At 62.8% G+C, this 22,315-nt stretch carries 22 protein-coding genes and 3 pseudogenes; 6 read left to right on the top strand and 19 right to left on the bottom strand.

Translation table 11 applies throughout. The features are described from left to right. Positions 1 to 82 precede the first annotated feature (82 nt). The 6 genes from C1I89_RS25170 to C1I89_RS25145 form a co-directional block, all read right to left on the bottom strand. Complete coding sequence (locus C1I89_RS25170; RefSeq protein ID WP_102775113.1) at positions 83 to 1,351, bottom strand: D-alanyl-D-alanine carboxypeptidase family protein; 1,269 nt, start codon at positions 1,349 to 1,351, stop codon at positions 83 to 85. Positions 1,352 to 1,484: 133 nt separating this feature from the next. Continuing rightward, positions 1,485 to 2,138: an alpha/beta hydrolase gene (locus C1I89_RS25165; RefSeq protein ID WP_102775112.1), complete on the bottom strand. Its 654-nt coding sequence runs from the start codon at positions 2,136 to 2,138 to the stop codon at positions 1,485 to 1,487. A gap of 35 nt (positions 2,139 to 2,173) precedes the next feature. Next, positions 2,174 to 2,773: an ABC-type transport auxiliary lipoprotein family protein gene (locus C1I89_RS25160; RefSeq protein WP_102775375.1), complete on the bottom strand. Its 600-nt coding sequence runs from the start codon at positions 2,771 to 2,773 to the stop codon at positions 2,174 to 2,176. A gap of 6 nt (positions 2,774 to 2,779) precedes the next feature. After that, entirely contained in the window at positions 2,780 to 3,727 is a 948-nt protein-coding gene (locus C1I89_RS25155) for an MlaD family protein (RefSeq protein WP_181391048.1), read from the bottom strand. Further along, entirely contained in the window at positions 3,714 to 4,553 is an 840-nt protein-coding gene (locus tag C1I89_RS25150; RefSeq protein WP_102775110.1) for an ABC transporter ATP-binding protein, read from the bottom strand. The genes C1I89_RS25155 and C1I89_RS25150 overlap by 14 nt, the downstream gene beginning before the upstream one ends. Continuing rightward, positions 4,553 to 5,683: an MlaE family ABC transporter permease gene (locus tag C1I89_RS25145; RefSeq protein WP_102775109.1), complete on the bottom strand. Its 1,131-nt coding sequence runs from the start codon at positions 5,681 to 5,683 to the stop codon at positions 4,553 to 4,555. Before C1I89_RS25145 ends, C1I89_RS25150 begins: the two co-directional genes overlap by 1 nt. A gap of 94 nt (positions 5,684 to 5,777) precedes the next feature. Between C1I89_RS25145 and C1I89_RS25140 the strand changes: the two genes are divergently transcribed. Genes C1I89_RS25140 through C1I89_RS34650 form a run of 3 tightly spaced genes read left to right on the top strand, consistent with a single transcriptional unit; the run spans position 5,778 to position 7,594 of the window. Then, positions 5,778 to 6,617 (top strand): biotin--[acetyl-CoA-carboxylase] ligase, encoded by an 840-nt coding sequence (locus C1I89_RS25140; RefSeq protein WP_102775108.1) that lies wholly within the window; start codon positions 5,778 to 5,780, stop codon positions 6,615 to 6,617. Continuing rightward, positions 6,614 to 7,420 carry a type III pantothenate kinase gene (locus C1I89_RS25135; protein ID WP_102775107.1) on the top strand — a complete coding sequence of 269 codons (807 nt, stop codon included), beginning with the start codon at positions 6,614 to 6,616 and terminating at the stop codon, positions 7,418 to 7,420. Before C1I89_RS25140 ends, C1I89_RS25135 begins: the two co-directional genes overlap by 4 nt. A 9-nt stretch (positions 7,421 to 7,429) precedes the next feature. Further along, positions 7,430 to 7,594, top strand: coding sequence for a hypothetical protein (locus C1I89_RS34650; RefSeq protein WP_181391047.1), 165 nt, complete (start codon positions 7,430 to 7,432; stop codon positions 7,592 to 7,594). Here C1I89_RS34650 and C1I89_RS25130 read toward each other — a convergent pair. Together C1I89_RS25130 and waaC are read right to left on the bottom strand one after the other, a co-directional pair. After that, complete coding sequence (locus C1I89_RS25130; RefSeq protein WP_102775106.1) at positions 7,591 to 8,877, bottom strand: 3-deoxy-D-manno-octulosonic acid transferase; 1,287 nt, start codon at positions 8,875 to 8,877, stop codon at positions 7,591 to 7,593. The genes C1I89_RS34650 and C1I89_RS25130 overlap by 4 nt on opposite strands. 1 nt (position 8,878) lies before the next feature. Continuing rightward, positions 8,879 to 9,907: a lipopolysaccharide heptosyltransferase I gene (gene waaC / locus C1I89_RS25125; RefSeq protein WP_102775105.1), complete on the bottom strand. Its 1,029-nt coding sequence runs from the start codon at positions 9,905 to 9,907 to the stop codon at positions 8,879 to 8,881. A gap of 163 nt (positions 9,908 to 10,070) precedes the next feature. Here waaC and C1I89_RS25120 point away from each other — a divergent pair. After that, a pseudogene (locus C1I89_RS25120) lies at positions 10,071 to 10,445 on the top strand (UDP-N-acetylglucosamine 2-epimerase); the annotation flags it as partial. Between the two features lie 54 nt (positions 10,446 to 10,499). Here the strand turns inward: C1I89_RS25120 and C1I89_RS35995 are convergent. Both C1I89_RS35995 and C1I89_RS35440 read right to left on the bottom strand, forming a co-directional pair. Further along, positions 10,500 to 10,907: pseudogene (locus C1I89_RS35995) on the bottom strand (transposase); the annotation flags it as partial. Further along, entirely contained in the window at positions 10,904 to 10,993 is a 90-nt protein-coding gene (locus C1I89_RS35440) for a hypothetical protein (protein ID WP_258231534.1), read from the bottom strand. The pseudogene C1I89_RS35995 and the gene C1I89_RS35440, both read right to left, overlap by 4 nt. A 367-nt stretch (positions 10,994 to 11,360) precedes the next feature. Between C1I89_RS35440 and wecB the strand changes: the two are divergent. Beyond that, positions 11,361 to 12,113, top strand: a pseudogene (gene wecB, locus C1I89_RS25110) (non-hydrolyzing UDP-N-acetylglucosamine 2-epimerase); the annotation flags it as partial. Between the two features lie 51 nt (positions 12,114 to 12,164). On the opposite strand, the gene C1I89_RS25105 reads toward wecB, so the two are convergent. The 9 genes from C1I89_RS25105 to C1I89_RS34645 all read right to left on the bottom strand — a co-directional run bounded on the left by C1I89_RS25105 (position 12,165) and on the right by C1I89_RS34645 (position 22,051). Continuing rightward, positions 12,165 to 13,448, bottom strand: a complete 1,284-nt coding sequence (locus C1I89_RS25105; protein ID WP_219929609.1) for a glycosyltransferase — start codon at positions 13,446 to 13,448, stop codon at positions 12,165 to 12,167. Positions 13,449 to 13,484: 36 nt separating this feature from the next. Beyond that, complete coding sequence (galE, locus tag C1I89_RS25100; protein WP_258231525.1) at positions 13,485 to 14,552, bottom strand: UDP-glucose 4-epimerase GalE; 1,068 nt, start codon at positions 14,550 to 14,552, stop codon at positions 13,485 to 13,487. Continuing rightward, positions 14,549 to 15,640, bottom strand: coding sequence for a glycosyltransferase family 2 protein (locus tag C1I89_RS25095; RefSeq protein ID WP_102775101.1), 1,092 nt, complete (start codon positions 15,638 to 15,640; stop codon positions 14,549 to 14,551). The genes galE and C1I89_RS25095 overlap by 4 nt, the downstream gene beginning before the upstream one ends. Then, positions 15,637 to 16,815, bottom strand: a complete 1,179-nt coding sequence (gene glf / locus C1I89_RS25090; protein WP_102775100.1) for a UDP-galactopyranose mutase — start codon at positions 16,813 to 16,815, stop codon at positions 15,637 to 15,639. Before glf ends, C1I89_RS25095 begins: the two co-directional genes overlap by 4 nt. Position 16,816: 1 nt before the next feature. Then, positions 16,817 to 18,001, bottom strand: a complete 1,185-nt coding sequence (locus C1I89_RS25085; protein WP_146196945.1) for a glycosyltransferase family 4 protein — start codon at positions 17,999 to 18,001, stop codon at positions 16,817 to 16,819. A gap of 357 nt (positions 18,002 to 18,358) precedes the next feature. Continuing rightward, on the bottom strand, positions 18,359 to 19,438 hold the full coding sequence (locus C1I89_RS25080; RefSeq protein ID WP_181391046.1) for a class I SAM-dependent methyltransferase: 1,080 nt from the start codon (positions 19,436 to 19,438) through the stop codon (positions 18,359 to 18,361). After that, positions 19,435 to 20,811 (bottom strand): ABC transporter ATP-binding protein, encoded by a 1,377-nt coding sequence (locus C1I89_RS25075; protein ID WP_258231524.1) that lies wholly within the window; start codon positions 20,809 to 20,811, stop codon positions 19,435 to 19,437. Before C1I89_RS25075 ends, C1I89_RS25080 begins: the two co-directional genes overlap by 4 nt. Beyond that, entirely contained in the window at positions 20,765 to 21,592 is an 828-nt protein-coding gene (locus tag C1I89_RS25070; RefSeq protein ID WP_102775096.1) for an ABC transporter permease, read from the bottom strand. Before C1I89_RS25070 ends, C1I89_RS25075 begins: the two co-directional genes overlap by 47 nt. A 12-nt stretch (positions 21,593 to 21,604) precedes the next feature. After that, positions 21,605 to 22,051, bottom strand: coding sequence for a hypothetical protein (locus tag C1I89_RS34645; protein WP_181391060.1), 447 nt, complete (start codon positions 22,049 to 22,051; stop codon positions 21,605 to 21,607). On the opposite strand from C1I89_RS34645, the gene C1I89_RS25065 reads away from it, so the two are divergent. After that, on the top strand, positions 22,034 to 22,315 hold a 282-nt coding region (locus tag C1I89_RS25065; protein WP_258231523.1), incomplete at its 3' end, for a transposase. The two genes, C1I89_RS34645 and C1I89_RS25065, sit on opposite strands and share 18 nt — an antisense overlap.

Raw genomic sequence — 22,315 nt, 5'->3', positions numbered from 1 at the left:
AATGAAGACGGGCGTTTCATCACGAAACGCCCGTCGCTAGCTTACACCCACGGGGCGCGCGGCCGCGCCCCCGGCCGTTCTGTTATTCGAACCAGCGCTTGACCGTATCGACCATGCGGCCGAAGAAGCCCGCGCGTTCGACCGCGTCCTGCACCACCAGCGGCTCGCTGCGCAGCACCTTGCCGTCCAGCGTGAACTGCAGGGTGCCGACCTGCTGGCCCTTGGCCAGCGGGGCGATCAGCGGGTCGGTGCGCTGCGCCACCGGCTTGAGCTCGCCGGCCTTGCCGCGCGGCACCGCGATCGACACCGGGTTGGGCGGACCCAGCTTGACGTTCTCGGCCACGCCTTCCCAGACGCGCGCGTCGATGCCCGGCTGGCTCTTGTCGAACAGCTTCACGGTGTCGAAATTCTGGAAGCTCCAGTTCAGCAGCTTCAGGCTTTCCTCGGCGCGCGTGGCTTCGCTGTCGGTGCCCACCACCACCACCAGGATGCGGCGGTCGCCGCGCATCGCGGTCGACACCAGGCAGTAGCCGGCCGATTCGGTATGGCCGGTCTTCATGCCGTCCACCGACGGATCGGCCCACAGCAGGCGGTTGCGGTTGGGCTGGGTGATCTTGTTGTAGGTGAAGCTTTTCTGCTTGTAGTAGTGGAAGTAGTCCGGGTGATCGGTGATCAGGCGCGACGACAGGATCGCCAGGTCGCGCGCCGAGGTCATGTGCTGCGGATCGGGCAGGCCGGTGGCGTTCATGAAGTGCGTGTTGCGCATGCCCAGGCGCTCGGCCTCCTGGTTCATGAGCGAGGCGAACGCGCCTTCGCTGCCGCCGACCGCTTCGGCCAGGGCCACCGAGGCGTCGTTGCCGGACTGCACGATCATGCCCTGGTTCAGTTCATCCACGGTGACCGGCTTGCGCGGCTCGATGAACATGCGCGAACCGCCGGTGCGCCACGCGTGCTCGGAAACCGGCACGGTCTGCTCCAGCGTCAGGCGCTTTTCCTCGAGCGCGTTGAAGACGACGTAGGCCGTCATGATCTTGGTCAGCGAGGCCGGCTCGACCTTCATGTCCGGGTTGGAGGCCGCCAGAGTCTGGCCGCTGTTCACGTCCATCACGATCCAGGCCTTGGCCGCGATCGTGGGCGCCGGCACCGCCGACACTTCGCCCACCGGCACCACGCCCGAAGCCGAGGGCGCGGGAGCGGCCGCGCCTGTGGCCGGCGCCGCGGCGGCGGGCGCCTGCTGTTGCTGCGACCAGGCCGGCATCGAGGCCGCGAGCATCGCCGACAACACCGCGCCGCTAAGCAGGCGGCGGGTAAAGACTGCGGGGGAGTGAACGGGGTGGGGCAAATTCTTCATCGGCAACGTGGGTCCAGGATTGACGCCCGCCGGCGCGGGTCAGGTGGCTGACAATTATAGGCAGACGCTAAGACCCCTTCAGCCCGGGCAGGGTTCCCGCCGCCGCGAAAACATGCAACTTGATGCAACCCGTTCAGTCCAGGGAGACCTTCAGTCGCGCTTGCACCAGTTGGCGCAGCACCAGCAATTTTCCGTGGAAGAAATGCGAGGCGCCCGGCACCACGACCACCGGAATGGAGCGCGGGCGCGCCCAGTCCATGGCCTCGGACAGCGGCACGACTTCGTCCTCTTCGCCATGCACCATCAGCGTGTCGTCCGGCACCTGCACCTCGTGCGACTGGAAGCGGTTGACCGCGGGCCCCATCAGCATCAGCGCCGACGGCAGCACCGCGTCGCCCTGCTCGGCCAGCGCGGCATAGGTCTGCGCGGCGACGGCGGTGCCGAACGAAAAGCCGGCCAGCACCCACGGCGCCTGCGCCAGCTCCGGATGCAGTTCGCGCATCTGCGCGACCACGGCCAGCATGTCCTGGGTCTCGCCGACGGACTTGTCGAACTCGCCCTCGGACAGCCCGACGCCGCGGAAATTCGGGCGCACCGCCACCAGGCCGTGCTGCACGCAGGCGCGCGACACGGTCGTGACGACCTTGTTCTCGCGCGCTCCGCCCTGCAGCGGATGCGGATGCAGCACCAGCGCCCAGCCGCGCGGCGCGCCGGCGGGCCAGTCTACGGCGCAATCGATGCGGCCTGCGGGGCCGTTGAATGCGTGGGTTTCAGTGCGTGCGGACATGGCGAAACTCGTAAAGCGGAAAGAAGAGGAGGATGTTAACCGCCCGCCTTGGGCGCGGGCTTCAGGGTCGCAGCCAGCCATTGCGCCAGCTGGTCGGCGGCGTCATTGCTGGCCTGGCGCAAGGCGGCCACGCCGCCGGCGGCGTCCTGCGTGGGCGCGTCGGCCCGCGCCACGATGCGCTTCTGGCCCAGCACCGTCCGGCCCTGCACCAGCACGGCCTGCAGCAGGATGCGCCCCTCGCTGGCGCTGCCGTCGGCCGCGAACACCTGCTCGAACTGCGACAGGAACACCTGCAGCTGCGGCGTCTGCAGGCTGACGCGTTCGTTGAGCACCGGCCCCTGGCGCGACAGGCGCTCGGCGATGCGCTGGCGCAGCAGCTCGGTGGGCGACGAGGCCCAGCGGTAGGTGGCATAGGCCTTGGGCGCGGCGCTGTCGCCCACGCGCCAGATCACGCTGGTATCGGACAGGCTGGGCACGGCCTGGAACGTCATCGCGATCGGCTCGCGCGACGGCAGCGCCGGCACCGGCGCGGCGTCCAGGCCCAGGTCGAACACCGTGGGCGGCGCCGGCACGCGGCCAAAGCCACAGCCCGCCAGGACCAGGGTCAGGATGAAAACGGCGCTACGCATCTTGATCATGGGCTATCTCCCGAAACCGGCAAAGCCAGCCTCGCCGGGTCCGGGCTCGCGGGGCGCCGGGCCGAACAATAAGGACTGCGGCGTGTTGTCCACACGGCGCAGGGTCATGGCCGCGCCGCGCGCGGCCTCGTTGACGCTGGCCGCCATGCCGGTGATGGCCGGCAGGGTTTCGCCGTCCAGCCGCGCGGCGGCCAGGGCGATGTCGTTGAGGCTGCTGGTGGCGACCGACAAGGCGCCGCCGGGCGCCGTCAGGCGCGCCAGCGACTGGCGCGCCTGCAGCGCCAGGCCGCCGACTTCGCGCGCGGCGTGATCGGCCTGGCGCGAGGTGGCGTTCAGCGATTCCATGAGCGGCCCCAGCTTGGCCATCGCCGGGCCGAGGCCGCTGCTGGCCTCTTTCAGCGATTGCGTGAGGTCGGTGACGTTCTGCAGGCTGGCGGTCAGCGCCTGCACGTTCTGTTCGCTCAGGATGCGGCGCATCTGCTCGGAGACCTGCTCCACGTTCGAGATGAGCTGGTCTCCGCGCTGCCCGAGGCGCTCGAGAAAGCCCGGCCGCAGCGGGATGGCGGCCGGATGCAGCGCCGAGGATTCCAGCCGCTTGCTCGAAGTGCCGTCGTCGCGCAGCTCGATGTTGGACATGCCGGTCACGCCCTGCACGCCCAGTTCGGCCCAGGTCGATTCGGTGATCGGCGTGTTCGGCGCGATGCCGATGCGGATGCGCACCTGCCCCGGCTTGTCCGGGTTCAGCGCCAGCGACTGCACCTTGCCCACGGGCACGCCCTGGTAGCGCACGGTGGACTGCGGATTCAGGCCGCTGACGGCGGTGGCGGAGATGATTTCGTATGGTTGCAGCTGGGTCCGGTCGCGGCCGATCCAGATGGCCGCCAGCGCAGCGGCGGCCAGCAAGACCAGCGTAAAGATACCGGCCATGAGCGCATGACTACGGTTTTCCATGATGCAATCCCTTCGGCGCCATGTCTCCCAGCGCGCGCAGGCCGCGCTCGCCCAGGAAGAACGTATGAATGAACGGGTGATCGACCTTCAGGACTTCCTGCACGGTGTCGTTCACGATCACCCGCTTGTCGGCGAGCACGGCCACGCGCGTGGCCAGGGCCAGCAGCGTATCCAGGTCGTGCGTCACCATGACCACGGTAAAGCCCAGCTGCCGGTGCAGGTTGCGCACCAGGTCCACGAACTCGTCGGAACGCAGCGGGTCCAGGCCGGCCGTGGGCTCGTCCAGGAACAGCAATTCCGGGTCCAGGGACAGCGCGCGCGCCAGCGCCACGCGCTTGACCATGCCGCCGGACAGGTCGGAGGGCCGCTTGTCGGCATCGCGCGAGGACAGGCCCACCATCGCCAGCCGGCACATGACGACGTCGCGCACCAGGTCTTCGGGCACCGTGCGCAGCTCGCGCAGCGGCAAGGCGATGTTGTCGTATACGGACAGCGCGGAGAACAGCGCCCCGGCCTGGAACAGCATGCCCCAGCGGTACGACAGGCTGCGGCGCTCGGCCGGACTCAGCTCGGACAGCGAGTGCCCCAGCACCTTGATCGAACCGGCCGCCGGCTGCTCCAGCCCGATGATCTGGCGCAGCAGCACGGTCTTGCCGGTGCCCGATCCGCCCACCAGCACCTGGATCTCGCCGGGAAACACCGTGAGGTCCAGGTTGTCGTGCACCACGTGGTCGCCGAAGGCGGTGCGCAGGCCGCGCACCGTGATGACGGGCTCGACGGTGACGTCGTCTTGCGCGAACAGCCGGTGCTGGGCGACGCTGTCCATCAGATGCCCACCGAACTGAAGGCCACGGCGTACAGCGCGTCCAGCAGGATCACGCCGGTGATGGACGTGACCACCGAAGTGGTGGTGCCGCGCCCCAGGCTTTCCGTGTTGGGCTGGATGCACAGCCCGAAGTGGCATGCGATCAGCGCGATCAGCATGCCGAAGGTCACGCCCTTCATGATGCCGATCCAGTAATTGGTCAGCGAAATGGCGTCCGGCAGCGACTGCAGGAACCATTGCGCCGACACGCCCAGCTGCACCTGCGCGGCCAGCATGCCGCCCAGGATGGCCATCGCGTCGGTCCACAGCACCAGCAGCGGCATGGTCACGGCCAGCGCGATCACGCGCGGCAGGATCAGGCGCTGCCCGTGCGAAATGCCCATGACCAGCATCGCGTCGAGCTCCTGCGTCACCCGCATGACGCCGATCTGCGCCGTGATCGCCGAGCCCGACCGGCCCGCGACCAGGATGGCGGCCAGCACCGGCCCGAGCTCGCGCACGATGGACACGCCCAGCAGGCGCACGATGAAGCGGTCGGCCCCGATCATCTGCAGCTGCTGCGCCGACAGATAGGACAGGACCACGCCGATCAGAAAGCCAACCAGCGCCGTGATGCCCAGCGCCTGCGCGCCGGTCCGGTAGATCTGCGCCGAGATCTCGCGCCAGGGCCCGAGCCGCGGGCGGCGCAGCAGCCCGCCCAGGTCCAGCACCAGCTGCCCCAGCATGGTCAGCAGCGCGCGGCCGTTGGCGGCCGCCTTGAATACCGCGTCGCCCACCGCGCGCAGCCAGGCCCAGGGATCGCCCTTGGGCGCGGCCTGCGGCGTGCCGCCCTTGTTCATGGCCAGCGCGTTGAACACGTCCTGCGGCCCCGGCGACCAGCGCACGCGCTCGGGCAGCTTTTCGCCCCAGGCCTGCCAGATCAGCAGCGCGCCGATGGTGTCCAGCCGGCTGATGCGGTGCAGGTCCCAGCGCGCGCCATCGCGGGCCGCCTGCGCCAGGGCCTGGCGGCGGCGCTCCACCTCGCCGGGTTCTGCGAGCGCCAGCACGCTCCAGTCGCCGGCCACATGGCAGACGCCCCCTTCATGGCGCAGGGGCGTGGCGACGGGTGCGGACGAAACGGAATGCGGCATGCAGGGAGCTTACCAATGCAAAATGTATCGTTAATGATATACGCAGGCGCGTGCCGACCGCGAGCGCGGGCTTGCGTGCCCTACAATCGCCGCCATGTCCGCTCAAGCCCGAACCATCGATCTGCCCGCGCCCGATGACCTGGCCCGGGAACTGGCCACGCGCCTGCCCGCGTTTCAAGACGTCTCCTGGACCGGCAGCACCGGATCGACCAACGCCGACCTGCTGGCCCGCGCCCGCGCGGGCGCGGGCGGCAAGCCCTGGCTGCTGGGCACGCACCTGCAGGAGACCGGACGCGGCCGCGCAGGCCGCCCCTGGCAGAACCGCTCGGGCGCCAATCTCATGTTCTCCTGCGCCTTCGACGTGCACCTGCCCGCCGCGCAACTGCCCGCGCTGTCGCCGCTGGCCGGCGTGGCCGCGTGCGAGGCCCTGCGCGCCGTGGCCGGCCCGGAATCGGCGGGACTGTGCATGAAATGGCCCAACGACGTGCAGTGGCATGACGCCAAGCTCGCCGGCGTGCTGGTCGAGACCACCCGCAACCCGGGCGGGCCGGACGCCGGCTACACCGTGGTCATCGGCATGGGGGTGAACCTGCGCGACGCGGAGCGCCTGTCGGCCGAACTCGGGCGCGACGTCGCCGACTGGAGCCAGGTGCAGGGGCGCGCCGCCAGCGCCGCCGACCTGGTCTGCGCCAGCGCCACGGCGTGGCACGAAGCGGTCCGGGAGCTGCAGCGCGCGGGCTTCGGCGCATTCAGGCAGCGTTTCGGCCAGGTGGACGCTTTGGCCGGCCGCAAGGTCAACGTCCTGGACAAGGGCGCTATCCTTCTTAGCGGCACCGCCTGCGGCGTGGACGACCACGGCCGCCTGCTGGTGCAAACGCCCGAGGGCGCCCAGCCGATCCTGGTCGGCGAAATCTCGATCCGACGCCAAGCATGATTATTCTCATCGACTCCGGCAACAGCCGTCTCAAGGTAGGCTGGCTGGACGCCGCCAACGCCGACGCGCCGCGCGAACCGGCGGCGGTCGCCTTCGAGGGCGTGGACCTGGACGCCCTGGATCGCTGGCTGGCCGCGCTTCCGCGCCGCCCGCAGCGGGCGATAGGCGTGAACGTCGCCGGCGAGGCCCGCGGCAAGGCCATCGCCGCCATCCTCGAAAAACACGGCTGCGGCATGACCTGGTCGCCCTCCCAGGCCGCGACGCTGGGACTGGTCAACGGCTACCGCAAGCCCACGCAGCTGGGCGCCGACCGCTGGGCGTCGCTGCTGGGCGTGCTGTCGCGCCTGCCGCAAGACCACCCGCCTTTCGTGCTGGCCAGCTTCGGCACCGCCACCACCATCGACACCGTGGGCCCCGACAACGTCTTCGCCGGCGGCCTGATCCTGCCCGGCCCCGCCATGATGCGCAACGCCCTGGCGCACGGCACCGCCAACCTGCCGGTGGCCAACGGTCAGGTCGTGGCCTACCCCGCCGACACGCACGAAGCCATCGCCTCGGGCATCGCCGCGGCGCAGGCCGGCGCGGTCGTGCGCCAATGGCTGGCCGGACGCCAGCGCTACGGCCAGACGCCGCAGATCTTTGCCGCCGGCGGCGGCTGGCCCGAAGTCCACCAGGAAATCGAACGCCTGCTGGCCGACGCGGGCGGCGCATTCGGCGCGACGCCCGTGCCGGTCTACCTGGATCATCCCGTGCTGGACGGGCTGGCCGCGATCGCGCGCGCCAACCCGCCGGCCGCCGACTGAGAGGCCTGCATGCGCGTGCTTTTCGTACTCATCCTGCTGGCGAACCTGGGCGTCTACGCGCTCGGCCAGGGCTGGCTGGGCATGCGCCCCGAGGACGAAGGACGCGACACCCGCCGTTTCAGCCAGGAACTGAACCCCGGCGCGGTCAAGCTGGTTCCCCGCAGCGGGTCCTAGTCCAGCCAGGACGCCAAGGCGTCCAGCGTGCGCCCGGTCGCGCCCGCGTGCGCGCCGAACCAGGCCCGCGCCGCCTCGCCGCCGCGCCGCCGCCGCGCCTCGTCGGCCAGCAGCGCCATCGCGGCGTCCACCGCCTGCGCCGCATCCGGCGCGCGCTGCGCCGCGCCCGCCTCGATGGCGTCCTCGGCCGCCTGCTTGAAATTGAACGTATGCGGCCCGACGATGACCGGCACCCCGGCCGCGCAGGCCTCGATCAGGTTCTGCCCGCCCAGCGGCGCGAAGCTGCCCGCCACGATCGCGACGTCCGAGGCCGCGTAGTAGAAAGCCATTTCGCCCAGCGTATCGCCCAGCAGCACCGTGGTGTCCGCGCCGGGCTCCGCGCCCGCCGAACGCCGTGCATACGCCAGGCCGGCCTCCTCCAGCAGGCGCGCGGCCTCGTCGAAACGCTGGGGATGGCGCGGAATCAGCAGAAACAGGGGCGCATTATGCGTCCCTGATACTTTGGCATGGCGTTTGATGGCCTCGATGAAGGCGCCGTCCTCGCCCTCGCGCGTGCTGGCCACGGCCACCACGGGCCGGCCCAGGCGCTGGCGCCAGGCCTGGCCGGCCTGCACCTGCGTCGGCGGCAGCGCCAGGTCGAACTTCAGGTTGCCGGTCACCACGGGCTGCCGGGCGCCGGCCTGCGCCAGCCGCGCGGCGTCCTCGGCGGTCTGGGCCAGCACCGCGTCCAGCCCGGCCAGGGCCTCGCGCATCACGCCGCCCATCCGGCCCGCCTGGCGCAACGAAGAAGCCGAGAACCGCGCGCTGACCAGCCCCATCGGCACGCCCGCCGCGCGCGCCGCGGCCAGCAGATTGGGCCACACCTCGCGCTCTATCAGCAGGCCGCAGCGCGGCCTGCTGGCCGCCATGAAACGGCGGGTCGCCCCCGGAAAATCGTACGGCAGCCACGCCTGGCGCAACTGCCCGCGGCCGATGGCGTCCTGGAACAGCCGCGCGCCCTCGGCCCGTCCGGTGGCCGTCACGTGGGTCAGCAGCACCGGCAGGCCGCGGTCCAGCAGCGCCTGCAACAGCGGCTGCGCGGCCCGGGTCTCGCCCAGGCTCACGGCGTGCACCCACACCGGCGCCGCCTGGGAATCGGAAGAGGAAGCGGCCGGCAGCCGGCCGAACCGCTGCGGCGAAAAGATTTCCCACTGGCCGCCGGCGCGCCGGGCGCGATGGCCCATCCACAGCCAGATCAGCGGCGACAGGGCCCGAAGCGCCAGTGTGTAGACGCCGCGGTTCATGTCACTGGGCCGCCAGCGCCTGCTCCACCGACGCCATCACGGCCTCGCGCGACGGCGACGCGCCGCGGTCGCCCAGGCTGGCGGTGTAGTTCGACCCGACCAGCGGCGTGCGCACCGGGGTCGAAGCCCGGTAGATGCCGATGGTGGGACGGCCCAGCGCGGCCGACAGATGGGTCAGGCCGCTGTCCAGGCCCACCATCAGGCGCGAGCCGGCCAGCAGCCGGGCCACCGAGGTCAGATCCATGCGCGGCAGCACTTCCGCCCCGTCCATGCCGGCGATCAGCAGCCTGGCGCGTTCGGCCTCCTGCTCGTTGCCGCAGAGCAGGCGCAGCGTGCAGCCCGCGTCGCGCAGGCGGCGGAACACCGCGCGCCAATCGTCCTCGGGCCAGAGTTTGTCGTCGCGGCTGGCCGACGGCATGATGACCGCGTAGCCGTGATCCGTATCCACGTGATGCAGGCGCGGCGGCTCGGCCTGGCCCTGGTCCGCCCCCGCCTCGTCCTCGCGGGCCTGGGCGGCCTGGCGCGAAAACGCCTGCAGCCCGAAATCGGGCTGGCCGGCGTACTGGTAGCCGAACGTCAGCGAGGCCAGCTTGCGCTGGCGGATGACCGCCGGCTGCCAGAATTCCACCCGATGGCGCACGTTATAGAACAGCGACGCCAGCGGCTCGCGCGCCGAACGCCAGTCCAGCCCGTGGCGCACCCCGCGGGTCTGGCGCACCAGCCAGGCCGATTTCAGCAGCGCCTGCATGTCCAGCACCACGTCGTACTGCTTGGCCCGCAGCCGCTCTTTCAGGGCGTGCCGCTCGGCCCGCACCTGGGGCGACCACCAGGCCTTGCGCCAGCGCCGGTGCGCCACCTTGATGACCTCATTGACCGCCGGATGCCAGGCGGGAATCTCCGCGAAGGCTTCCTCCGCTACCCAATCGATCTCGGCGTCAGGAACGTGCCGGGCTATATCGGTGATAGCCGGCAGCATGTGGACGAGGTCGCCCAGGGACGAAGTGCGGACGATGAGAATGCGGGTGGGCATCAAGAATTGGGCAATACGATGAAAGATGGAATGTACAACACAAAATCCCGGGGAAACACAGGGAGAAGCGTCCGGACGCCCCCGGAGTAGAATCGGCTACAAACCCAATTGCCAGCGCCGCGCAGCGTCGCCCACTGCAACAACTTCAGCCCAGATCCGATTCATGAAAATCCTGACCGTGTTCGGCACTCGCCCCGAAGCCATCAAAATGGCGCCTCTCGTACATGCACTGGCGCACGATCCGACCATAGAGGCACGCGTATGCGTGACCGCCCAGCACCGCGAAATGTTGGACCAGGTCTTGTCCCTGTTCGAGATCCGGCCGGATTTCGACCTCGATATCATGAAGGCGGGCCAGGACATTACAGACGTAACCAGCGCCATTCTGCTCGGCATGCGCAACGTGCTGCAAAACTACCGCCCGGACTATATCCTGGTCCACGGCGATACAGCCACGACGTTCGCCGCTTCGCTGGCGGCTTACTACCAGCGCATTCCCGTTGGCCACGTCGAAGCCGGCCTGCGCACGGGCAATATTTAGTCGATGCTGATTTATTCATTTTGACCGAAAACGGTCATTCAAGACGCAGCGTCACGCCGCCAACACGGGTCTTTGCATGACGCTATGATGACGGTTTAACCGGTCAGCATCCCCCAACCACGCCAATGCCGTCAGAATCGTCCTCACGGCGGTGCCTTTTTTCAGGCGCAAAAAAAGGATCTGCATGAAGGGCACCCCCTTCTTGGCAATCATACGCAGCAACCACTTGAGGTTATAGCCCGCCGCGCACAACACCGCATGCAGCCGGTCGCCTTCTTCACCTTTAAGGTGACAGCGATCCATCCGGTGATCCGCTTTCAAATGACCAATGATCGGTTCAATGGCTTGGCGTCGTTTCAGTTGCTTTCGCTCCAACGCCGTCAGCCGTTTTGGCTTGCCACGATGCACAATGCGCACCTGCGGATTGTCGGCATCCACGCCCCGGTAACCCAGGTCTACANCCATGTTGGGGTTTCACCCCAACGCTCAACCACGCCCTCATCCGATTCGTTGAACGCATGCTTCAGATACAGCAGCGAAATCATGATCCGAAGCGGCACACGTGGACGGCCGGCATTGCTGCGCGAGGTCTGACGCTGCGCCTTCTCGCCAAACAAGTCCAGATCCGGCATCGCCACCCCTTCGTGCGCTTTACGAACGAACAAATGTGCCACCCGAGCCTCAAGTTCTTGCCATGGCATGCGCGAGGACAGCACCGCCAACGGGTGAAGCAGGTCAATCATCTGATCAATGCGAGAACGGAAAAAATCATCGGTGGCAGGACAGGCAAACATCGAAACAAAACTCCCAGAAAACAGCCTCTATTGAACAACAAACTGGGAGTTCCGGGTATCGGAAATTGCCCCAATTATCAGTGTTCATGCGGGTTGAGGGGATATTTCAGGGCCGACTATTTACTCGCCGTGGCCGGAAGAAGCCAACCGCAAGCTCACCGGCGCGTTAGCCAACCTGCATTTCGCACCCACCCAGACCTCGCATGACAATCTCGTGCGTGAAGGCGTTTCGCCTGCTTCCATCGTCATCACCGGCAATACCGTCATCGACGCGCTGCTCTGGGTGCAAAACAAGCTCCAGCAAGACGAAGCGCTGCGCGCCCATGTCGCGGCGCAGCTTCCGTTCCTGCGTGAAGGACGCCGTGTCGTGCTGATCACGGGCCACCGCCGTGAAAGTTTCGGCGCAGGCTTCGAACGCATTTGCCAGGCCATCGCGGCCTCGGCCAAGCAATTTCCCGACCACGATTTCATCTACCCGGTGCATTTGAACCCTAATGTTCGTGCGCCGGTGAACCGACTGCTTACCGGGCTGGACAACGTGTTCCTGGTGGAACCGCTCGACTACCTGCCCTTCGTCTACCTGATGGATCGCTCCCACGTTATCCTGACGGATTCAGGGGGCATTCAAGAGGAGGCGCCCTCACTGGGCAAACCTGTGCTGGTCATGCGCGACACCACCGAGCGTCCGGAAGCGGTCGCCGCCGGCACGGTCAAGCTGGTGGGAACCGATGTGGATGCCATCACCGGTCAGTTGGCCCTGCTGCTGACAGATCAGGCGACGTACGAAGCCATGAGCTTCGCCCATAATCCATATGGCGATGGCGCTGCGAGTGCCCGCATCGTGGAAAGCCTGAAGCAAGTCCAATCCTGATCGACGCATCCGGACCGGTCCTCACGGACTGGTCCGGGCGCGCTGCGGCGATCAAAGGCGCTTGAAGACCGCTTCCATCGATTGCGCTCGAACGATCCAGTCGTTTTGATCGGCGAGCGCCGCCATCGAACGCCGATAGCCGGAGTCGTCGCGCAACTCAAATGCCTTGTCGATAGCCTGCACGTATTCCTGCGCATTTTCCGCAGACAAAACAACGTCATAGGCACAACATTCGTCCATGGAGGAGGTCACCACGACTGGCACCTCCATCGCGAAATACTCGAAAAGTTTCAAGGGCGACGTCGTACGGGCGACATCGCTATGCGCGAACGGAATGATGGCGACATCGAACTCCTTCGCATAGGCCGGCAATATGCGGTAATCGACCGGCCCCAGCCATATGAAATTGTCCGCCTTCGGCAAGTTATCGGACCCGCCAAAATAGTCTGGCCCGATAAACACGAAGCCATAATCCGGCCGTGCCGCTGCAATATCCCGGATCAGGTCATACCAGAGCCAGGGAGCCAGCGCGCCGAAATAGCCGACGATCTTGTCGTGGCGCGCCAGGAAGTCTCGATATTCCTGCGGCAATGGAATGTGAGACCAATCCTTTCGGTAATGGGAACAATCCACACCGTTGGGCACGTAAATGACTTCATCCCTGGGGCGCTTGGCCAGCGCCTCGTTCTCCAGCATGCGGGCCGAAGCCACCACAACATCCACGCCGCTCTCGAATGCATGATCGCGCGCATCGGCCAGCATCTTCAACCGCGTGGCTCCGGACACCGCCTCGTCGATATGATCGATGTATTCGTAGACAATTTTTCCCTTCTTGCGGAAATCCGCCAGGGCCTCGGGCGGAGTCGGATCCACGGTACTGTAGATGGATCGCACAGCTCCCTCGATCGAATCGATTTCGGGGCTGTTGGTCAGCCAGACGTTTCCGCCCATGTGACGGAAACCGATCACGTCATCGAACTCGCCGTTGATCGTCCGATAGATCACCAAATATCCCAGCTTGCCAAAAGCGATACAGATATGCTGTGGCCGCTGGAACAGCGGTACATCCCAATCGATGGTACGGTTCTGGATGAACACGCCTTTGTATTCATGCCGTCGGGACAGCACGGTATCGCGAAAGGTCGGCCAATCGATATCGTGCAACTGCTTCGGCGTGCGTGCGACCGGCGCTGTTTCGGCCACCGGCTCCGTGCGCGGAGCCGCCGCCCCCAGGATGGCGCGTTTCAACGGCGCCAGCAGGTCGCGCGCACCTTGCGGCAAAGCGCGGTACACAGGGCCGAACAGGCTCTGCGTCATGGATTTCAAACTGCTCATTTGTTCTCCGTGCCCATGCGGTTGAAAAGCCGCATGCTATTCCGGATATCCATCCGGATTGTTTTTCTGCCAGTTCCAGCCGTCGCGACACATCTGGTCCACGGTTCTCCGGGCAGCCCATCCCAGCACCTGGTTGGCCTGCGAGGGGTCAGCCCAAGCTTCGGCGATATCGCCCGGCCGGCGTGCCGTGACCAGGTACGGCACGCGAACGCCACTCTCGCGTTCGAACGCCGCGACCAGTTCCAACACCGAGGTGCCGCGCCCCGTACCGAGATTGAAAGCCGAAAAGTTCGCCCCCGCTTTCCCGGTGCAGATGTAGTCGATCGCCTTCGAATGGCCGTCCGCCAGATCCGAAACGTGCAGATAGTCCCTGACGCCGGTGCCGTCGACCGTCTGGTAATCATCACCGAAGACTCTCAGAAACGGCGCCTTTCCAACAGCCGTCCGCATGATGTAAGGAAACAGGTTATTGGGTTCGCCGCGCGGATCCTCTCCAATCAGTCCACTTTCATGCGCACCGATGGGATTGAAGTAACGCAGGCAGACGGCCGCGAAGTCCGGTTGAGCCGCGCAAAGGTCGCGCAAGATCTGTTCGACCATGGCCTTGGTCTGACCGTAAGGATTGGTCGGCGCAATACGGTGTTGTTCCTGGAACGGCAGCGACTCGGGTTCGCCGTATACGGTCGCGGATGAACTGAACACCAGGCGCATGACCCCGGCCGCGAGCATTGCCTCGAGCAGGCGCAATGTCCCGGTCACATTGTTGTCGTAGTATTCCAACGGCTTGACCGAAGACTCCCCCACAGCCTTGAGCGCGGCAAGATGCAGCACACATTCGATCGGGCGGCCTTCATCGGCGCAGCGTTGGAACAATTGGTCCAACGCTGTCCGATCGCGAATGTCGCCATTCACGGCCGATACCTCGACCCCGGTGATCTGGCATACCCGTGCCAAGGCCTCGGGAGAGCTGTTGGAAAAATTGTCCAGCACAATCGGCTGATAACCATTCTCCACCAGGCTGACCAGCGTATGTGTGCCAATGAAGCCCGCCCCTCCAGCCACCAGCACGCGGCGCATATGCCCGGGTTTACCGGTCGTACTCATGGCAAGGCTCCAAGGCGTGATCGCAGCCCGCGCTTGAACCACTTATACCCACGCAACGGCAAGCCAAGCACTCGCTCGATTCGGCCGTCGACCCGCCGGCATACGCCGACAAAGCGCCAGCAAAGAGTAATGGGTGCGTATTGGAACATGCGTGCAATCTTGATGGCACGATGCACGTTGACGCCAAACACGTCCCAGATGATGCCCGTCTTGAGCCAATCAGAGCCAAAGTTTCCGTCAGCCACGGCAAAGATCTCGCGCAGTGCCTTCAGCTTCGGATAGCCGACTAGCGTCTGCACCCTCCGGATCCACGCCACGCAGTGCATGCCGACATACCACATCAGCTGCTTGCGCTTGGTTTCGAAAGCGCCCTTCTTCCTGTAGAAGGCCAACATATCATTGAGCGCCGGGACAATATTCAGAATACGCTTGTCCGTCTGCTTCATCGACTGGGTCGGCCGCGTATTGTCGTAGTTGTACAGTTCCTTGTCGACGTAGTAGATCTTCTTGGCCACCAGATAGCTCTTGGGCACGAAATTCGCGTCAGCGAACAGGATGCCTGGCAGCAGGCGCACATCAGGATCCTCGAAGATCGAGCGGTGGTAAATCCGACCGCAAGGCGTGGCCCAGTTGCGGTAAAGCAGATCGCGATCCGCATCATTCAATTCACGTTCCGAATCGAGCGGAATCGGCTTGAACTGGGCGGTGTGATCGGTAAAGTAATAGCGCAGGTTGCCGATGAGCAGGTCCGCGCCGGTCTTCTGCGCCTTGTCGTACATGAACTCGATCGCATCTTCGTCGAGGAAATCATCGCCATCCACGATGATGATGTATTCCCCATTAGCCCTGTCGATTCCGTAGTTGCAGGCGGCGCCATGGCCGCCGTTCGGCTTGACGAACGACCGGAACATTCCGGGATACTGCGCGACGAATTCCTCGATGATCAACTGGCTATCATCGGTGCCGCCATCGTTGATGACCAACACCTCAATATCCTTGCAAGTCTGGTTGGCCAGCGACGCCAGACAACGCTCGATATAGAACTCGAGGTTGTAGACCGGAACCACTACGCTTACCTTGGGTCTCATTCCTGCGCGCTCCGCTGGAAGTCGTTTTCGAACACATCGAGCGCGTGTTCGATGATGTTGTTCATATCGTAGTAACGATATTCGGCCAGCCGTCCCACCAATTTGAGATTCTGGAACTTGCGCGTCAGGTCGACATAGCGCGCATACAACGCCGCGCTGGCGTCCTTCGGTATCGGGTAGTACGGAATGCTCTGAGCGGGCACATTCCGGTCGTACTCCTGCGGATACTCCTTCATGATGGTGGTCTTTTCCGGCTTATCGCCCATCAAGTGCTTGTATTCCGTGATGCGCGTGAAACGTTCGGTGTTCGGGTAGTTCACCGTAGTCGTGGGCTGGTAGTACTCCATGTCGTGTGTTTCCAGATCGAAACGCAGCGAACGGTACGGCAGCTCGCCGTATACATATCCAAATAGTTCATCTACCGGACCCGTATAGATCAAATCGCCTTCGAAAGGCTGACCTTCAAACAGCACCTTGCCGCTGCTGGAGTCGAACTCCAACAATTCCGAAGCCTTGGTATTCAGGCGAACCTCGATATTCGGATGGGCCAGCATTCTTTCGAACATGGCTGTATATCCCTGCTTGGGCAAGGCCTGATGACTTTCCTGGAAATATCTGTCGTCGTAGGACAAGTGCACCGGCACGCGCGCGGTGATGGTCTCAAAATCCAGGTTCTCGGGCTTGTCGCCCCACTGCTTGGTCGTGTAGTTGAGATAGATGTTCTGGAAAATGAACTCGCCCAGCTCACGCACCCGGACATCTGCGTGCTTGCGCAGCACAGAAACCGGAACCTTGACGTCCATGCCGAACTCGGCGATCAGAATGGACTTCAGTTCCTCGGCCTGTTCAGGCAGCAGCTTTTCCAAGGATGTCAGATTAAACGGCACCGGCACGAGCTGTCCCTGCACGTGCGCCAGGACTCGGTGCTGATATGGCTCCCAGTCGGTAAACTGCGAAATATATGACAGGACTCGCGGGCTATTCGTGCGGAACAGGTGCGGCCCATACTTATGCACCAGTACCCCGTGTTCATCCTTATAATCGTACATATTGCCGGCAATATGGTCGCGCTGCTCGATAAGCAGCACTTTGCGATCCATTTGAGAGGCCAGGCGCTCGGCAAGTATGGAGCCCGCAAAACCCGTTCCAACTATAATTACGTCGTAGTGCTTCATCTCACACCTTCAATATAGATTTGATCGCGTCTTCCATCAGTCCCGCTACTTTGCCGACGGAATAATTATCGTATACGTCATACTTGGGCTGGATTTTTCGGTCGATATATCTCTTCAAGACATACGCGACGCGATCCAGGCGGCTGTCCGCAATCAGGTTTCCTGATTCGGTCATAATATCCGCGGTGGGCCCCTTGGCCATCGTAATCGACGCTATCGGTCGGCGCGCCCCCATGTAGTCCGTCAATTTCCCAGGGAAGAACGGATTGCAGTCCAGACCGTCGTCCGCCTCGGAAAACAGGCCGTCTATCAGGAGCAGCGCATCGGACTCGGCCATCAGGCGCAGGCTTTCGGAGTAAGAGACCGGCCCGAGAAAACGTACATGGCTGGGATTGCGCATCGCCTCATGACATGCCCGATCGCTATCGCAAGGGCTGGCGCCGTAAAAACGCAGCTCGAACTTCCCGCGGTATTCCGGATAGATTTCGAGCAGACGATCGACCGCACGAAGCACCGGCTCGGCGGTGCGCTTGACGTAATACAGCGTCCCCAGATGCGAAAAGACGAACTTATCGTTCTTTGGCACGACGTCAGCCGGGTACATCGCCGGGTCATAGCAATGCGGAATGATCACGGCCTTATGCTTGAACGTGGCCAGATTTCCCGTGAACATCAGGTCGCGCTGATATTCGTTATTCAGGATGATCAGGTCGGCATCACGCAGCGTCTCCCGCTCGATCGCGCTATCTTCCGCCACCAGAGGATAGCCTGGCATATGACGGATATACGGATTGCGCACGAAAAGATCGCCGAAATAGGCAACCCACGGCAAGTCGGGGCGCAGTTTCTTTATTTTTCCAACTGCCTCGTGGCTTACCAGCTCATTGGAATGAGAAATCAGGAAGTCGAATTTTCGTTTCGACTCCTTGAAGATCCTTAAAACCTCTTCACAGAAACGCGCACGTACGGAAATATTACGCGGATTCTGGTGATCCAGTTCGATCTCGACTCGTTCGATGTCGGTGGACGCATAGCGCAGCATGGAATCATCGCGAGTATCACGAGCCACCTGTGCGACCAGATACGATATCCTCGTATCTTTTATGCGCTTGAAAAAGTCGGTATCTGCAGACCCGACGTAGGGTGCAAAAAACCAAGAAACTGCGAATCCGTTGAGGTTATTCATATAGTTGGCATCTTATCTATTGCCGTGCATTCCCAGCCTGGCTAGCCGCACGATACTCTATTTTCACTGGTCCTGAAAAGCGATCGGAAAAATTACTGATCATCACGACAAAACAAAATTTGTAAATCGGTTAATACTTGAAATCAATCCACAAATTAAAAATGCTCCGCCATATATTTTGAACGCATCCAGCAATTTTCGAAATATGTCGCCAAAATTCCGGATGGCGAAGATCGATTTATCGATGAACCGTTTGAGTCGTTTGCAGCCATCCGTCGTTCTGATGCCGACTCAGCCATACCGCAGCCGCGCTATTTATCGGCTGCATTAATGGGAGCATCCGGTGCCTGGGTCGACTCAGCCTTTGAACAGCTTTCGCAGGCTTGCCGACACGGCTCTGAAAGGTCCGGTCACACGCCACGACATGCTGCATTTCATCTGCTCCAGCATTCCCGCCATCTGGTCCCGATCGATCTCCAAGCGTTGCCGCTCCCCTTCGAGGCGTTGCCGTTCCCCTTCCAGGCGTTGGATCTCTGCTTCATGCTCGGCGGACAGGGCAGCGGATTGCGCTGCCGACTGGGCGGCCGATTGCGCTGCGGACTGTGCTGCTGATTGCGCTGCGGATTGCGCGGATTGCTCCAGCTGCTGCGATTGTTGATGCAGCAACTCCTTGATCTCCAAAATGCCGCTGGCCAGGCGCTCGTTCTCCTGGCGCAGGGCGCTCATCTGCTCGGGCATGATATCGACAGGTATCTCCACCGCGTCAGAAGCCAACGCGCCATCCGCCAGAGCGATTTTCTTCTGTTGCGCCCATACGCGGTTGGCATATACCAGAATGATCTGATCACCCTGCCAATAGGTCGGCTCCATTACTCGGCAGTTAGCCACTGCAGAATGAACCAATAGCCAATCGGAATCGGCAACCAGCGGGATGTTCTCGGCAGTGAACGTGAAAAAATGCTCCGATATCCGGTCAAGCTCACGGTAAGGCAGAGCAAGTATCACACAATGCTCGGCATGCTCGAACAATTTCGACAATACACTGAATGGATCGAAGAAATGCTCCAGGGTATTGGACGAGAATACGATATCGAATTTTCCGCCGACGCCGTCCTCCGCGATCCAGTCCTCCGCCTCGAAGCGCAGGCCGGGATAAGCGGCACGAGCCTTCTCGACCGCCGACTCGGCGAAATCCACTCCAGTCACTCGTTCCCGAACGAAGTGACTCGCCAGGACGTCGGTTCCGTCGCCCTGCGCGCATCCCCAGTCACACACCGTCCAGTTTTCCTGGTTGGCCACCGGCCTCAACCATTGAGGCATGTTGGCCAGCGCTACGCTGGCGAAGAAACGGGATTGTTCCTTTCCGAGATTGGATTCCCAGTCTTTGTCGAACCGGCCGTTCCAATATTCGTGGCTATTGATATCCGTCGAGGTCATACAGCCCCTCCAATACATGTTGTGGTCACTTCCGGGCGGAACACGCCCATGAATCTGGTGGGAGCCGTGACGGAGAAATAATGTGCGCCTTCCACGTACTCGAAATAGGATCTATCCCCCAAACTGGCGTCCTCCAGCGCTGCCACCAGCATGTACTTGCCTGGCACCAGATAATTGTCAAATCGAAACTCCACTTGAACCGAAGAGCGGTCACCGGGCACCGCAAAAGCTGCGTCCTCTTGCGTGCTGGTCACGAGCAGATCCATGCCTTTCTCGTTTTTGATGGAGAAGGCCACGCCCACCTTGTCGATATCCACCCCAACCGGTGGGCGGAAAATGACCCTCACGCAGAGGCTTTCACCCCATTCGAATACGTCTCTGCGCTCCCCCGTCGCCCTGTGGACCGCGGCGTGGCTGATCAGCCCCGTCTGCTTGCCCCAGTGCGAGGCAGGCTTCGCGTCCAGATGCAACGCGTCGGACTCCTGCGACACCGCCTCAGGCATGGTCGCGGTCGCCGGCTGTGTAACCTCGTCGACGGCCGCGACCGGTTCCTCTTGCCCTGCCGCAACCTCGGCCGGCGGCTCCGTGCCATTTTCGTCGTGATACATGAATTCGGCGTACCGGCTCGTCACGTTCGCGACTTGGCCTATCATGCGCAGCCCGCCTTTATCGAGCCACACCGCCCGTTGACAAAGCGTGCGCACCGAACCGACGTCATGGCTGACGAACAAGACCGCAGCACCCGAGCCCTGTATCTCCTTGATACGCCGCATGCACTTGTACTGGAAGCGGGTATCGCCAACGGCCAGCGCCTCATCCACGATCAGAACGTCGGGAGTTGAATTGATCGCAACGGCAAAGGCCAAACGGACATACATTCCGCTCGAATACATCTTTACCGGCTGATCTATGAAGCTCCCGATATCCGCGAAGGCCGCAATATCGTCAAAGCGCTCGTCAGTCTCGCGATTCGTAAGCCCGAGGATAGAAGCGTTTAGGTATACGTTCTCACGGCCCGTAAACTCCGGGTTAAAGCCCGCCCCGAGCTCCAGAAGCGCGGCAATGCGGCCTCGCGTCCAGATCTCGCCTGTAGTCGGCGTGAGCGTTCCACATATCATCTGCAATAAGGTCGATTTACCCGACCCATTACGACCGATAACGCCTATGGTTTCGCCGCGCTGCACTTCGAACGACAGATCGCGCAGCGCCCAGAAATCACGATAATACTGCTTACGGCCGAAGGAGACCATTTGCAATAGGCGATCGCGCGGCTTGTCATAGAGATGAAAGCACTTGCTCAGATTCCGGACTGCGATTGCCAAATTATCAGAGGACATCGGCGAAGCCTTTTCGGGTACGTTGAAACCATGCATAACCCAATGCTGCGATCAGGAAAGCGGCCACTGTATACATCGACCATATGCCCCAATCGATCCCCCGCCCCCAAAAAAGCACATTGCGCGCCTGCTCCACCACTACGGTAAGCGGGCTCAGGTGCAGAAAGCCCTGATATTCTGCGGGCAGGATGGATGCCGAATAGAAAATGGGCGACATGAACATCAGCACCGTTGTGAGGATGCCGATGAACTGCGAAACATCACGCAGGAATACGCCCAGCGACGACAGGAACCAGCTCAGACCCAGTACCACGACAACCAACGGAAAAACGACCACGGGGAACAGCAGCACCGTTAGGTGTGGCACACCATAGAAAACGACATAAAACACCATCCAGACGGAAAGGCTTATCAACAGGTGGAAGAACGCCGAGCCCAATGCGACGCAAGGCAGGATCTCCAGGGGAAACACCACCTTCTTCACATAGTTGACATTGGCCAGAATCAGCGACGGCGCGCGGTTGATGCATTCCGCGAAGAAATTGAACAGCATCAGGCCGGCGAACAGCACCAAAGCAAATTCGGTTTTTGATTCGGTGCCGCCGGGCCACCTCGCCTTGAAGACCACGCTGAATACGAACGTATAGACCAGAAGCATAAACACCGGGTTGAAGAATGACCACAACAGCCCAAGTGCCGAACCACGATAGCGGCCGATAACCTCACGCCTGACGAGACTCCAGATAAGCTGACGGTTTCTGACCAGACTTCTCAGCAGCGACAGTGGAGATGCACGGTGTTTTGACTTTTGAGACACGCGCAATAGTTCCTACAGGTTGACTTTATTGATTGATTTTCGCCATACACCACGCTTCATCACTGCAAACCATGCATACCAGATGAAACACGACGTACTGCGAAGAACGGATAGGCCCAGCACCGAGCGGTAAATCGCCCACTGCCATCTGGCGGCCTTGAACTTATTGGCCGACAGCGAGCCGGCGCTTACCCGGTAGCCCGCCAATGGCTCGCTCGACGGCGTGGCGCGGGCCGAGCCCACCCTGTCCAGCGCCCTCAACCAGAATACGTAGTCGGCCCTGAAATATCCCCTCAACCCGCATGAACACTGATAATTGGGGCAATTTCCGATACCCGGAACTCCCAGTTTGTTGTTCAATAGAGGCTGTTTTCTGGGAGTTTTGTTTCGATGTTTGCCTGTCCTGCCACCGATGATTTTTTCCGTTCTCGCATTGATCAGATGATTGACCTGCTTCACCCGTTGGCGGTGCTGTCCTCGCGCATGCCATGGCAAGAACTTGAGGCTCGGGTGGCACATTTGTTCGTTCGTAAAGCGCACGAAGGGGTGGCGATGCCGGATCTGGACTTGTTTGGCGAGAAGGCGCAGCGTCAGACCTCGCGCAGCAATGCCGGCCGTCCACGTGTGCCGCTTCGGATCATGATTTCGCTGCTGTATCTGAAGCATGCGTTCAACGAATCGGATGAGGGCGTGGTTGAGCGTTGGGGTGAAACCCCAACATGG

The sequence above is a fragment of the Achromobacter pulmonis genome (genome assembly GCF_002885955.2).
In the GTDB taxonomy this organism is placed as follows: Bacteria; Pseudomonadota; Gammaproteobacteria; order Burkholderiales; family Burkholderiaceae_B; genus Achromobacter; species Achromobacter pulmonis_A.
Note: the sequence above shows the minus strand (reverse complement) of the source record. Positions and strands in the feature narration are given on the sequence as shown.

Excerpts from the sequence above, each read along its gene's own strand:
- C1I89_RS25170 (WP_102775113.1), bottom strand. The coding sequence starts at position 1,351 with ATGAAGAATTTGCCCCACCCCGTTCACTCCCCCGCAGTCTTTACCCGC.
- C1I89_RS25165 (WP_102775112.1), bottom strand. The coding sequence starts at position 2,138 with ATGTCCGCACGCACTGAAACCCACGCATTCAACGGCCCCGCAGGCCGC.
- C1I89_RS25155 (WP_181391048.1), bottom strand. The coding sequence starts at position 3,727 with ATGGAAAACCGTAGTCATGCGCTCATGGCCGGTATCTTTACGCTGGTC.
- C1I89_RS25150 (WP_102775110.1), bottom strand. The coding sequence starts at position 4,553 with ATGGACAGCGTCGCCCAGCACCGGCTGTTCGCGCAAGACGACGTCACC.
- C1I89_RS25145 (WP_102775109.1), bottom strand. The coding sequence starts at position 5,683 with ATGCCGCATTCCGTTTCGTCCGCACCCGTCGCCACGCCCCTGCGCCAT.
- C1I89_RS25140 (WP_102775108.1), top strand. The coding sequence starts at position 5,778 with ATGTCCGCTCAAGCCCGAACCATCGATCTGCCCGCGCCCGATGACCTG.
- C1I89_RS25135 (WP_102775107.1), top strand. The coding sequence starts at position 6,614 with ATGATTATTCTCATCGACTCCGGCAACAGCCGTCTCAAGGTAGGCTGG.
- C1I89_RS34650 (WP_181391047.1), top strand. The coding sequence starts at position 7,430 with ATGCGCGTGCTTTTCGTACTCATCCTGCTGGCGAACCTGGGCGTCTAC.
- C1I89_RS25130 (WP_102775106.1), bottom strand. The coding sequence starts at position 8,877 with ATGAACCGCGGCGTCTACACACTGGCGCTTCGGGCCCTGTCGCCGCTG.
- waaC (WP_102775105.1), bottom strand. The coding sequence starts at position 9,907 with ATGCCCACCCGCATTCTCATCGTCCGCACTTCGTCCCTGGGCGACCTC.
- C1I89_RS25105 (WP_219929609.1), bottom strand. The coding sequence starts at position 13,448 with ATGAGCAGTTTGAAATCCATGACGCAGAGCCTGTTCGGCCCTGTGTAC.
- galE (WP_258231525.1), bottom strand. The coding sequence starts at position 14,552 with ATGAGTACGACCGGTAAACCCGGGCATATGCGCCGCGTGCTGGTGGCT.
- C1I89_RS25095 (WP_102775101.1), bottom strand. The coding sequence starts at position 15,640 with ATGAGACCCAAGGTAAGCGTAGTGGTTCCGGTCTACAACCTCGAGTTC.
- glf (WP_102775100.1), bottom strand. The coding sequence starts at position 16,815 with ATGAAGCACTACGACGTAATTATAGTTGGAACGGGTTTTGCGGGCTCC.
- C1I89_RS25085 (WP_146196945.1), bottom strand. The coding sequence starts at position 18,001 with ATGAATAACCTCAACGGATTCGCAGTTTCTTGGTTTTTTGCACCCTAC.
- C1I89_RS25080 (WP_181391046.1), bottom strand. The coding sequence starts at position 19,438 with ATGACCTCGACGGATATCAATAGCCACGAATATTGGAACGGCCGGTTC.
- C1I89_RS25075 (WP_258231524.1), bottom strand. The coding sequence starts at position 20,811 with ATGCATGGTTTCAACGTACCCGAAAAGGCTTCGCCGATGTCCTCTGAT.